Source organism: Pseudomonas sp. GL_090, assembly GCF_057837765.1.
Genome location: NZ_CM174452.1, coordinates 320510 through 332488 on the forward strand (window position 1 = coordinate 320510; position 11979 = coordinate 332488).

The window sequence follows — 11979 nt, forward strand, 5'->3', positions numbered from 1 at the left end:
TTTCCCGCTGGCATAAAAAACCCTGAATCCTGCGATTCAGGGTTTCTTGGAGCTTTGGTGCCAGAGACGACCCTTTATCAGGCAAACAGGTCGACAGCTTGCAGGTTGCTCACCCCCACCAACTGAATTTCGAATTCAGCGGCGGTGTCGGCGTCGGTGCTGCCGTAGAGAACGCCACCGGCGAAGCGTACTTGCCCTGTGGCATTACTGCTGAATGCAGTGGAACCGATGAAACTGAACGCATCGTTGGCCGCTGTCGCCAGGTTGGCGTCCAGGGTCGACAGGTCGATTTTGTCGCCTTCGCTGGTCTTGAAGTCGCCAATGACATCGCGCAGAGCGCCCAGGCCCATTTCATTCAAGGCATTGAAATCGAATGTGTCGGCCCCGGTACCGCCATAAAGCATGTCCAGGCCCGTGCCACCGATCAGCAGGTCGTTGCCGGCGCCACCGGTGAGTGTGTCGTTGCCGGCGCCACCGGTGAGTGTGTCATTGCCGGCACCACCGTTGAGGGTGTTGGCAAGCGCGTTACCGGTCAGCTTGTCGTGATAGTTGCTGCCCGTGAGGTTTTCGAAGTTCAACAGGGTGTCTGAACCGGAACCACCAGTGGCTTGCGCGGTAGTCAGCCCCAGGTTGGCGGTCACCGCCGCGGTGGCAAAGGCATAGGATACGGTATCGATACCGGCGGCGCCATTGAGGATGTTGTTGCCGGCCGCTGCATAAATGACGTTATTGAGGCTGTTACCGGTGCCGTTGGCAGCGCCGTTCGACAGCAGGAGCAGGTTCTCGACATTGTCAGTCAGGGTGTAGGCACCGATGTAGCTATACACGGTATCGATGCCACCGGTGCTGGCGACAGCATTGGTTTCACTGACGATATCGCCGGCATTGTCGACGAAGTAGAAGTCGGAACCATCGCCGCCGATCAGGCGGTCGGCACCGGCAGCGCCGTTGAGCTGGTCGCTGCCCAGGCCGCCGCTGAGGGTGTTGCCAAGCGCGTTGCCGGTCAGCTTGTCGTGATAGTTGCTGCCCGTGAGATTTTCGAAGTTCAACAGGGTGTCTGAACCGGAACCACCGGTGGCTTGCGCAGTGGTCAGCCCCAGGTTGGCCGTCACCGCCGCCGTGGCAAAGGCATAGGACACGGTATCGATACCGGCGGCGCCATTGAGGATGTTGTTGCCGGCCGCCGCATTGATGACGTTATTGAGGCTATTACCGGTGCCGTTGGCAGCGCCGTTCGACAGCAGGAGCAGGTTCTCGACATTGTCAGTCAGGGTGTAGGCACTGATGTAGCTATACACGATATCGGTGCCACCGGTGCTGGCGACAGCATTGGTTTCACTGACGACATCGCCGGCATTGTCGACGAAGTAGAGGTCGGAACCATCGCCGCCGATCAGGCGGTCGGCACCGGCAGCGCCGTTGAGCTGGTCGCTGCCCAGGCCGCCGTTGAGGGTGTTGGCAAGCGCGTTGCCGGTCAGCTTGTCGTGATAGTTGCTGCCCGTGAGGTTTTCGACGTTCAACAGGGTGTCTGAACCAGAGCCACCGGTGGCTTGCGCAGTGGTCAGCCCCAGGTTGGCCGTCACCGCCGCCGTGGCAAAGGCATAGGACACGGTATCGATACCGGCGGCGCCATTGAGGATGTTGTTGCCGGCCGCCGCACTGATGACGTTATTGAGGCTGTTACCGGTGCCGTTGGCAGCGCCGTTCGCCAGCAGGCGCAGGTTCTCGACATTGTCAGTCAGGGTGTAGGTGTCGAGGTAGCTATAAACGGTATCGGTGCCACCGGTGTTGGCGACAGCATTGGTTTCGCTGACGATATCGCCGACATTGTCGACGTAGTAGAGGTCGGAACCATCGCCGCCAGTCATCCGGTCCACGCCACTGCCGCCATCAAGGGTATCGTCGCCGGCGCCACCATTGAGGATGTCGCTGTCTGCGCCGCCGATAAGGATATTGGCGAAGGCATTACCGGTTAGTGTATCGGAGTCATCAGTACCGATGACGCCCTCGATAGACACGAAAGTATCGTAGCCTTGGTACGTATATTGCGAGCCGGTGTTGGACAGGTCGACTCTGACGCCGTAGTTGGAATACGCATACGAAACAAAGTCGGTGCCCGCCGCGCCATTGAATATATTGTTTGATGAGTTGCCGACAATGGTGTTGTTCAGTGCGTTACCTGTGCCGTTGATACTGCTATTACCGGTCAGAATCAGGTTCTCTAGATTGTCACCGAGTGTATAGCTGATGTTTGCCTGAACGACGTCGGTACCCTGGTTGGCAAGTTCAACAAGCGTATCCAGCGCATCCACGATATAGGTGTCGTCTCCCAGGCCGCCCAAGAGCCTGTCGCTGCCCGCTGCGCCGTAGAGTACGTCATTTCCGGCAAAGCCATTGATGACGTCATTGCCCGAAGAGCCATAGAGCGAGTCATTCCCGACAGTACCTTGCATGTTGTCATTGCCGGACGTACCGCTGACGATGCTGAATTTGTAGTAACCGGCTACGCCTGTGTTACCTGGAGTGGTTTCCAGCCCGAGAATGGCGGACTCATTGCCCGATTGCGGCAGTTCATACCAGGAGGAGCCATCACCAGTCGAGTAACCGGCACGGGCAACGGTTCCTCCCAGTCCACCGGTGCCGCCACTGGCGCTACCGGTTGTCCAGTTGACGGTTTCATACCTGAAGATGACATCGAAGTTGCCGCCGCCCTTCCCGACCAGCTGGAGTTGAAAGGCATTTAGTTTATCTGTCTTGCTGTTGTAATAACCGACATCATCCCAAGTAACGGTCAGCGTGCCATTGCCTGTAGCGTTGAAGTCGTAATAGACCAGGTTGCTACCCGTCGACGTACCGCCCGGCGTTGCGCTGACTGTTCCACCACGGGTATCGACGTCGGCAAAAAAGGGAGCAATCATCGGCCTGCTGGAGTCTTGCATGCCGTAGGGGGTATAGGTGGAAAGGCCGCCACCAAAAGTGATGTTTCCGTTGTTATTGACGGAAATATTGGTGTAGCTGGTGCCGAAGAAGTTGAGTCCGGCAGCCCCGAAAACAGAGCTGATATTAATGTTGGAGGTGTAGCTATCATCGTTTCGAGTCAGCTGGTTCTCCCCGAAACCGGCTGCACCACCAAGACCGTTTATCAAGCTAGCCATATCAACACTCCTGTCGTTCATTTAAACGTTCTTGTCAGTTTTTTCGGGACAACCATGAAACATCAGATACGCAACGTCTGGCCGATCAGGCAAACAGGTCGGCAGTTTGCAGGTTGCTCACCCCCACCAACTGTATTTCGAACTCGGCGGCGGTGTCGGCGTCGGTGCTGCCGTAGAGAACGCCTCCAGCGAAGCGTACTTGCCCTGTGGCATTGCTGCTGAATGCAGTGGAACCGATGAAACTGAACGCATCGTTGGCCGCTGTCGCCAGGTTGGCGTCCAGGGTCGACAGGTCGATTTTGTCGCCTTCGCTGGTCTTGAAGTCGCCAATGACATCGCGCAGAGCGCCCAGGCCCGTTTCATTCAAGGCATTGAAATCGAATGTGTCGGCCCCGGTACCGCCATAAAGCATGTCCAGGCCCGTGCCACCGATCAGCAGGTCGTTGCCGGCGCCACCGGTGAGTGTGTCATTGCCGGCACCACCGTTGAGGGTGTTGGCAAGCGCGTTGCCGGTCAGCTTGTCGTGATAGTTGCTGCCCGTGAGGTTTTCGAAGTTCAACAGGGTGTCTGAACCGGAACCACCAGTGGCTTGCGCGGTGGTCAGCCCCAGGTTGGCCGTCACCGCCGTCGTGGCAAAGGCATAGGACACGGTATCGATACCGGCGGCGCCATTGAGGATGTTGTTGCCGGCCGCTGCATAAATGACGTTATTGAGGCTGTTACCGGTGCCGTTGGCAGCGCCGTTCGACAGCAGGAGCAGGTTCTCGACATTGTCAGTCAGGGTGTAGGCACCGATGTAGCTATACACGGTATCGATGCCACCGGTGCTGGCGACAGCATTGGTTTCACTGACGATATCGCCGGCATTGTCGACGAAGTAGAAGTCGGAACCATCGCCGCCGATCAGGCGGTCGGCACCGGCAGCGCCGTTGAGCGAGTCATTGCCGACGCCACCGTTCAGATGATCATTGGCGCGGCCACCTGTCAGTGTGTCGTTACCCGCGCCGCCGTCAATGATCACGCTGCCGGCGCTGGTCCAGGTCAGGGTGTTGGCCAGGGCATCGCCTGTCAGGCTGGAAACCTTGTTGCCGCTCGCGTCAAAGCGCTGGGTATAGATGTCAACCTGCCCATTCACCCCATGGGACTCCCAGGCAATCACATAGCCGCCATCGGTCAATGCAGTAACCTGGCCGAACGATTGGTTGCCGGTAGTGGTGGTGTTGATGCGGGTTTCGGTACCAACCTTGACGCCGCTGGCATTGAAGAGTTGAGCGAAAATGCCATTTACATCACCGATGCCTTGGCCTGCCCAGGTCACCAGATAACCGCCATCTGTCATGGCGGTGACATTGGGCTCTTCCTGATTGCCAGCGGTGGTGGTGTTTACCCGGGTTTCTGCACCCACTTTTACGCCAGCGGCGTTGAAAAGCTGCGCGTAGACGTCGCCAGGGGCATCGGTTTCGTCATTGCCATCGCCATCGTCGGGAGCTGATTGCCAGGTGACGACATAGTTACCGCTACTGAGCACCTTGATCATGGGGTCAGTCTGATCGTCGGTAACCCTGGTATTGATGCGAATTTCTCCGCCCGATTTACTGCCGTCGGCCTTGAACCGTTGACCGAAGATGCCGGACGTATCGTCTTTTCCGTTACCCTCCCAAACCACCATCATGCCGCCATCGGCGAGGCCGGTGACGGTAGGGCCATCCTGATCGTATTGAGTGGTGGTGGAAACGCGTGTTTCTACACCTACCTTTGCCCCGTTGGCGTTATAGCGCTGCAGGTAACCGCCCCAGCCGCTGCCGTCCTGACCGTACGAAGCCCAGGACACCACAAAGCCGCCGTCTTTAAGCGCGGTGATCTCTGCGCTGTCCTGGATGCCGTTTCTGGTTGTGTTGACGAGTAGCTCACCTCCAACCTTGACGCCATTGGCGTTGTAGACCTGGGCGGCGATGTCCGACATGTCGTCGAAGCTATCCGATTGCCAGGTGACTACGTAGCCACCGTTGGCCAATGCGGTAATGGTGGGATCTTCCTGTGCGCTGTTCGTAACGTTGTTGACGAGGGCTGGCCCGCCTACCTTCACGCCACTGGCGTTATAGCGCTGGGTGTAGATGTAATCGGTGGTGCTTGTTCCCTGATCGCTCCACGCCACGATGTAACCACCATCTTTCAGGGCCGTGAGGGAGGGCTCGGAATGATAGCCAGTCGTAGGGTTGACGCGGATTTCGCCCAGGATTGGCATTGCAAATTCCTTTTGCGCAAAGAGAAAACTGAAGTGACCTGCAGTTTACAGTGCAAAACGGTGGCGTCAAACTGCCATCATTCAGGTATTCAAATCGGTGGCTTCAGGCTGCTTGCCTCTTCCAGTTGTATTTCGAATTCGGCGGCCGAGACGGTATCGGTGCTGCCATGAGCCATGCCGCTGGCGAACGGTAGTTGCCCGGTCGTATTGCTGGCGAAAGCGCTCATCCCGATGAAGCTGAAGGCACCGTCGATACGGCCTTGGGTGTTTGTTTTCGGAGGTGCTTGGTTGGGGGGGAGTTGGAGTTAGGGCCGGGTGGATAGGGGCTTGGTCCGGCGACCATTAAATCGCAGGCATAAAAAAACCCTGAATCTTGCGATTCAGGGTTTTCGGTATTTGGTGCCCAGAGACGGAATCGAACCGCCGACACGGGGATTTTCAATCCCCTGCTCTACCGACTGAGCTATCTGGGCAACGGGGCGCATTAAACGGGTTTTTCAGGGGGTCGTCAAGCAAGTTTTCAAAAAAAATTTAATTATTACCGTCGCTTACGTTCCGACCCCCGATAAATCGGGGTTATTCCGACGGCGGCACGTAGCCTTCGGCCTTGGCGTAATCCTCGCCGGAGAAGTACTTGTCCATCTCGCCCTGAAGATATTTGCGATCTTCGGCGTTCATCATGTTCAGGCGTTTTTCGTTGATCAGCAGGGTCTGGTGCTTCTGCCAGTCGGCCCAGGCCTTTTGCGAGACGTGGTCAAAAATGTCCTGGCCTTTGGCGCCCGGGAAGGGAGCGCGCTCCAGGCCTGGCAATTCTTCTTTGTACTTGCGGCACATGATGGTGCGGGTCATGACGACTCTCCTGCGTTCAATACGGCGGCCGCGCGTTCGAGCAAGGTTTTGACCGGGGCGGCAAGGCCCAGGCGCGGCGGGGTGGCGAGGTTATACCAGAGCCAGTCGGCCTCGGCCACGTGATGGCCGGACTCCTGGACCTGAACCAGCCAGGGTTCGATGGATAACTGAAAATGGCTGAAGGTGTGCACCAGGCTTGGCAATGCCTGTTGAGTGCCCAGTTCCAGCGAGTGCTGCGATGCCAGATGTTCCAGGTCGTCGAGGTCGTCGAGTTCCGGCAGGCTCCACAAACCGCCCCACAGGCCCGTGGACGGGCGACGGTAAAGCAGGATCGCGCCGTCGTTGTTGGCGAGCATCGGCATCAACGTGCGTTTCTGCGGGATGGCCTTGCGTGGCTTGGGGATCGGATAGCGGGTTTCCAGGCCGAGCATGTGCGCTTCACAGCCCTTTTCCAGCGGGCACAGCAGGCAGCTCGGCTTGCTGCGGGTGCAGAGCGTGGCACCCAGGTCCATCATTGCCTGGGTGTAGGCGTTGACCCGATCGTGCGGCGTAAAACGCTCAGCGTTCGCCCAGAGCTGTTTGGCGACCTTGGGCTCGCCGGGGTAGCCCTCTTGTGCGGTAAATCGCGCCAGCACCCGTTTGACGTTGCCGTCGAGGATCGGCGCGCGCAGGCCCATGCTGATGCTGGCAATGGCGCCGGCGGTGGACAGGCCGATCCCCGGCAGATCAGTGAGCTTTTCCACGTCTCGGGGGAATTGGCCGCCGTACTGCTCGACGACGATCTTCGCGGTCTTCTGCAAATTGCGTGCGCGGGTGTAGTAGCCCAGGCCCGTCCACAGGTGCAGCACTTCGTCTTCCGGTGCCGCCGCCAGGGCCTCGACCGTCGGCAACGAGGCCATGAAACGGTCGAAGTAATTCAGCACGGTGCTGACCTGGGTCTGCTGCAGCATGATTTCCGAGACCCACACCCGATACGGGTTGATGTCTTGCTGCCAGGGTAAATCGTGTCGGCCGTGGCGGTCGAACCAGTCCAGCACCGCCATTGAAAACTGCTCGGCTCTCATCGCTTGAACAGCTCCTTGAGCGCGTCTTTCAGTTTCGGGTCGACCTTGTCGCCCCATTTCTCGTCGATTTTTTCGCTGATCCTGTCGCCAGCCAGTTTGGACGCGACCTGGCTCATGCGGTCGTTATCCAAACGGCAAGCCTTGGCGCCCAGCTCCAGAGGGCCGCGGCAGCGCAGTGGCCACTCGATGCCGACAAACTTGTCGCCGACCTGACAGGCCGGGTCCGGCATGGCGCTGGTATCGCCTTCGACGATGATGCCGACGCGGTAGTCCATGCCCAGCACTCGCAGATCGATGTCACCGTCACCGTTGACGGTCATGCCCGGGATGCGCGCTTTCAGGTCCGGATTGCTGGCCACGCCGTTACGCAAGGTCAGGTTGCCCTTGAGCTCCTGGAACGGTGTGTCCTTGCCCCGCGGCTCACCGTTGAGGGTTTTTCGGTTGAGCGTGGCGATGCCTTTGCACAGCTGTTGCTCGAGGTTGGCGTTGAGCAGCACGCCATTGTTGATGACGAAGCTGGCGTTGCCGTTGAGGGTTTCGATCAACGCTTTCTGGCTGTTGCCGCTGCCGGTCAGGCTGCTGTTGAGCGTGACCAGGCCTTTGACCGGCGGGTTCTTGCCCTGGCTTTCGAGGATTTTTTCAGCCGGTACCCGGCTGATCTTCGTCTGCAGGTTCAGCGCCGGCACGGGTTGGCGCACATCGAGCGTGCCGGTAGTCTCGAAGTTGCCCTCGTACAGGTCGCCACGCAGGTTGGCCAGCGTCAGCAGGCCGCCCTGGCCGGTGGCCTTGAGCGCCGCGTTATGGATCGGCAATTTTTTCAGGGTCAACTGGCCGAAGGTCAGGTCGGCGTCCACATCGAGCCTGTTCAAGCGTTCCACGGGCAACAGGCGCTCGCTGCTCCAGGCGTCCTTGGTCGGCGCGGGTGGCAACGGAGTGCTGCCGGCGCCAGCCATGGCATCGGCTTCGGTGCTGGCGACTTCGGCCTGACGCACTTGTGTTGCGCTATTGGCTTCGGCGGACTTCGGCGGCAGGTAACGGTCGACGTTGAAGGTGTCGGCCTTGAGCGCTGCACGTAGCGATTGTTTTGCGAAGTCTTCGACGGCAATGCGGCCGCTGAAGGTGCTGTCGTCGACTTTCAGGTTGATGTCGTCGAGCGTCAGGCTGGTGGGTGTTGCCGCCAGACGGCTGACAAGCTCGACCTTGCTCAGGCTGCCTTCGGCCATGGCCGGGAGTTTCTGGCCGATACTGTCGACGAATTTCGCCAGGTCGAACTGGGCGATCGAGATGCCGCCGCTGACTTGCGGGGTCTTGTGGAGGTCGTTGACCTTCAGTTCACCCAGTGCCCGCAACTGGTTGGCGGAGATCTTGATGCCGGTCCACTCGGCGACATTGGCGGCCTTGTCCAGCACCAACTGGCCCTGGGCGGAGAAGGTCATGGTCTTGCCTTGCAACGGGTCGCCGGTCACTTCACCGGACAGCTTCATGTCTTCTAGCTGATAGCGCTGCAGTGCGCGTGCGATGCGCACCTCACCGTTGAGCTCGGTACGCACTCGCAGTGCCGGCTGGTTGGCTGACAGGAATGCCGTGAGCTTGAGTGGAATGTTGACGGAGTCGTGAACCGCACCGGTGCTCAACTGGATGCTTTCGGCGCTGAAGCTCTTGCCGGTTTTTTCGTCGCTGTATTCGACCCGTGCGTTGTTCACGGTCAGGCTGTCGATGTCCAGGCGGATCGGCTGCGGCGGTTTTTCGGCCGCGACGCTGGTCGCGGGTGCAGGTTCACTCTCCGCGGGCGCAGTACTGGTCGTGTCGGTGTTGGCCGCTGCCGGCACCTTGCCGACGTCTTGCCAATTGCCGTGGCCGTCCTTGTCACGGTTCAGGCGCAGGTTCAGGCCTTCGACGCGCACATCGCTCATTTGCACTTCACGGCGCAGCAGCGGCAGTACGCGCACCGACAGACCCAGCATTTGCAGGTCGGCGAACGGTTCGGCCGGCTTGACCAGGGTCGCCACACTGGCGTCGTGCAGCTCCAGGCCCAGCCACGGGAACAGGCTCCAGCCGATATCGCCATTGAGCGTCAGCTCGATGTGGGCCTTGTCGCGGGCAATCTGGCGAATCTCGTCTTTGTAGTCGTTGGGATCGAAGAGGTGGGTCAGGGCAAAGCCCAGCGCCACAATGATCAGCAACAGCCCGAGAAGTACCAGACCCAGGATTTTGCCGAACGCTTTCATGGGCGAGTCCTTGTAGTTAATCGAATTCAAAATTTAGCCGAGGAGTATAGCGCCCCCGAACAGACGACCGGTCAGTGATCACGCCGGCAATACGTCCAGCGGCAGTTTCAGCTTCGCGGCCAGCGCCTGAGCCTCCAGATGCCCGGCAGGCGCCAGCAGGCGCAGGGGCATGCCCGATTGCGCGGCCATTTTCCGGGCTTCGGCGACCAGTCGCTCGGCAACACCACGGCGGCGGGTAATTTTTCGCACACATATTTGGGACAAGTGCCAGGCGTCTTGGTGCCTTTGCAAGCGGGCCGCGCCCAGCAGGCGATCATTGAAGCGTCCGGCGATCAGTGTGCCGTCGCGCAAACAGTCTTCGATCAACTGCGCGGCCCCGGAAAAAGGGGCGAACAGCCAGTCCGGGGCGTCGCAGTAGATCTTCTGCAGATCCTGCCGATCCTGGGCAGTGGCTTGGTTCAACGGCTCGACAATGATCGGCATGGTGATTCCTGTGGGGTCATGAAGCGATAGAGATCAGTTGACGTACAAAAGGTGATGTCAGTTTGGTTTTTCTGTCACTTGCAAATGGTAACCTTTGCCCGTTCGTCCGTCCTTCTGCGACCTGTTGTCGCACAACAAGGTGCTCCACCGATAAAACGGTCATGTCTGCGTGCATAGAGGCCGGGAGTGGGCTGTGGCTGGCGAACCATACTGACAATTGGGGGATACACAATGACCACGAGCATCACGGCGGACGGCTTCAGCGCCGACCAGCCTGCGTTCCTGTCCAAGGAGCGGATCATCGCCAAGCCCGGTTTCAACCGTTGGCTGGTGCCACCGGCCGCGCTGGCCATCCACCTGTGCATCGGCATGGCCTATGGCTTTTCGGTGTTCTGGTTGCCGCTGTCCAAGGCGCTGGGCATCACCGCTCCAGTGGCCTGCGCACCGGACATGGGTTTTATCGCACAAGTCTTTTCGTCCCAGTGTGACTGGCCGATCTCGATGCTCGGCTGGATCTACACCCTGTTCTTCATCTTCCTCGGTTGCTCGGCCGCCATCTGGGGTGGCTGGCTGGAACATGCCGGACCGCGCAAGGCCGGGGTCGTATCGGCGCTGTGCTGGTGCGGCGGCCTGCTGATTTCGGCGCTGGGGGTGTATACCCACCAGATCTGGCTGATGTGGATCGGCTCCGGGGTCATTGGCGGTATCGGCCTGGGCCTGGGCTACATTTCGCCGGTGTCGACCCTGATCAAATGGTTCCCGGACAAGCGCGGCATGGCGACCGGCATGGCAATCATGGGCTTCGGCGGCGGCGCAATGGTCGGCGCTCCGCTGGCGGCGGCGTTGATGGGGCATTTCGCTTCGCCAACCAGCGTCGGCGTGTGGCAGAGCTTCCTGGTGATGGCCGCGATCTACTTCGTGTTCATGATCGGTGGCGCGCTGTCCTACCGCGTTCCGCCAACCGGCTGGAAGCCTGAAGGCTGGACGGCCCCGGCGAAAAAAGCCTCGAACGCAATGATCACTCATCGCCATGTTCACGTGAATGTGGCCTGGAAGACGCCGCAGTTCCGTCTGGTATGGCTGGTGCTGTGCCTGAACGTATCGGCCGGTATCGGCATCCTCGGCATGGCATCGCCGCTGTTGCAGGAAGTGTTCGCTGGCAAGTTGCTGGGCAATGACCTGTCCTTCGGTCAACTGGACGCCTCGCAACTGGCTTCGATCGCCGCCATTGCTGCCGGTTTCACCGGTTTGCTCAGTCTGTTCAACATCGGCGGGCGCTTCTTCTGGGCTTCGTTCTCGGACTACCTGGGCCGTAAAAACACTTACTTCGTGTTCTTCGCCCTGGGCTTTGCCCTGTACGGACTGATTCCGAACCTGGGTCACCTGGGCAGCATCGCGCTGTTCGTGGCGGCGTTCTGCATCATCCTGTCGATGTATGGCGGTGGTTTCGCGACTGTTCCGGCGTATCTGGCGGACCTGTTCGGTACGCAAATGGTCGGTGCGATTCACGGTCGTCTGCTGACGGCGTGGGCTGCTGCCGGTGTGCTCGGTCCGGTGCTGGTGAACTACCTGCGTGAGTATCAGCTGAGCATCGGCGTCGAGCGTGCGGCGGCTTACGACATCACCCTGTACATCCTCGCCGGCCTGCTGGTGCTGGGCTTCCTGTGCAACCTGCTGGTGCGTCCGGTGGCGGACAAGTACTTCATGACCGACGCCGAACTGGCCGCCGAGCAGGCGCTGGGCCATGACAAAGGCGCTGACAGCAGCACCGTGCTGGAGTGGAAAGCCGCGCCGGGCACCAAGCCGCTGGCGATTGCGGCATGGCTGGTGGTGGGTATTCCGCTGGCGTGGGGTGTGTGGGTGACCCTGCAGAAGACGGCGGTGCTGTTTCACTAAGTAAAACGCACTATCCCTGTAGGAGCGAGCCTGCTCGCGATAGGGGTCTGACAGTCGAC

Annotated in this window: 8 protein-coding genes and 1 tRNA gene; 1 reads left to right on the forward strand and 8 read right to left on the reverse strand. The window is 59.6% G+C overall.

The window, feature by feature from the left end; genetic code table 11:
• Positions 1-77: 77 nt before the first annotated feature.
• The 8 genes from AC3ITA_RS01450 to AC3ITA_RS01485 all read right to left on the reverse strand — a co-directional run bounded on the left by AC3ITA_RS01450 (position 78) and on the right by AC3ITA_RS01485 (position 10024).
• A complete protein-coding gene (locus AC3ITA_RS01450; protein ID WP_489279218.1) occupies positions 78-3155 on the reverse strand; it encodes a beta strand repeat-containing protein in 3078 nt (1025 codons plus the stop codon).
• Positions 3156-3240: 85 nt separating this feature from the next.
• Entirely contained in the window at positions 3241-5400 is a 2160-nt protein-coding gene (locus tag AC3ITA_RS01455) for a type I secretion C-terminal target domain-containing protein (protein ID WP_489279219.1), read from the reverse strand.
• Between the two features lie 89 nt (positions 5401-5489).
• Positions 5490-5627: a hypothetical protein gene (locus AC3ITA_RS01460; RefSeq protein ID WP_414927851.1), complete on the reverse strand. Its 138-nt coding sequence runs from the start codon at positions 5625-5627 to the stop codon at positions 5490-5492.
• Between the two features lie 170 nt (positions 5628-5797).
• A tRNA-Phe gene (locus tag AC3ITA_RS01465) sits at positions 5798-5873 on the reverse strand.
• A gap of 103 nt (positions 5874-5976) precedes the next feature.
• Entirely contained in the window at positions 5977-6249 is a 273-nt protein-coding gene (locus AC3ITA_RS01470; RefSeq protein ID WP_007989188.1) for an oxidative damage protection protein, read from the reverse strand.
• Entirely contained in the window at positions 6246-7313 is a 1068-nt protein-coding gene (gene mutY, locus AC3ITA_RS01475) for an A/G-specific adenine glycosylase (RefSeq protein WP_150672308.1), read from the reverse strand. Before mutY ends, AC3ITA_RS01470 begins: the two co-directional genes overlap by 4 nt.
• A complete protein-coding gene (locus AC3ITA_RS01480) occupies positions 7310-9541 on the reverse strand; it encodes an AsmA family protein (protein WP_489279221.1) in 2232 nt (743 codons plus the stop codon). Before AC3ITA_RS01480 ends, mutY begins: the two co-directional genes overlap by 4 nt.
• A gap of 78 nt (positions 9542-9619) precedes the next feature.
• Entirely contained in the window at positions 9620-10024 is a 405-nt protein-coding gene (locus AC3ITA_RS01485; protein ID WP_095942299.1) for an acetyl-CoA sensor PanZ family protein, read from the reverse strand.
• A gap of 231 nt (positions 10025-10255) precedes the next feature.
• Here AC3ITA_RS01485 and AC3ITA_RS01490 point away from each other — a divergent pair, with 231 nt between their 5' ends.
• Entirely contained in the window at positions 10256-11920 is a 1665-nt protein-coding gene (locus tag AC3ITA_RS01490; RefSeq protein ID WP_150672310.1) for an OFA family MFS transporter, read from the forward strand.
• Positions 11921-11979 lie beyond the last annotated feature (59 nt).

Coding starts and splice junctions, on each gene's coding strand:
- AC3ITA_RS01450 (WP_489279218.1), bottom strand. CDS start 3,155: ATGGCTAGCTTGATAAACGGTCTTGGTGGTGCAGCCGGTTTCGGGGAG.
- AC3ITA_RS01455 (WP_489279219.1), bottom strand. CDS start 5,400: ATGCCAATCCTGGGCGAAATCCGCGTCAACCCTACGACTGGCTATCAT.
- AC3ITA_RS01460 (WP_414927851.1), bottom strand. CDS start 5,627: ATGAGCGCTTTCGCCAGCAATACGACCGGGCAACTACCGTTCGCCAGC.
- AC3ITA_RS01470 (WP_007989188.1), bottom strand. CDS start 6,249: ATGACCCGCACCATCATGTGCCGCAAGTACAAAGAAGAATTGCCAGGC.
- mutY (WP_150672308.1), bottom strand. CDS start 7,313: ATGAGAGCCGAGCAGTTTTCAATGGCGGTGCTGGACTGGTTCGACCGC.
- AC3ITA_RS01480 (WP_489279221.1), bottom strand. CDS start 9,541: ATGAAAGCGTTCGGCAAAATCCTGGGTCTGGTACTTCTCGGGCTGTTG.
- AC3ITA_RS01485 (WP_095942299.1), bottom strand. CDS start 10,024: ATGCCGATCATTGTCGAGCCGTTGAACCAAGCCACTGCCCAGGATCGG.
- AC3ITA_RS01490 (WP_150672310.1), top strand. CDS start 10,256: ATGACCACGAGCATCACGGCGGACGGCTTCAGCGCCGACCAGCCTGCG.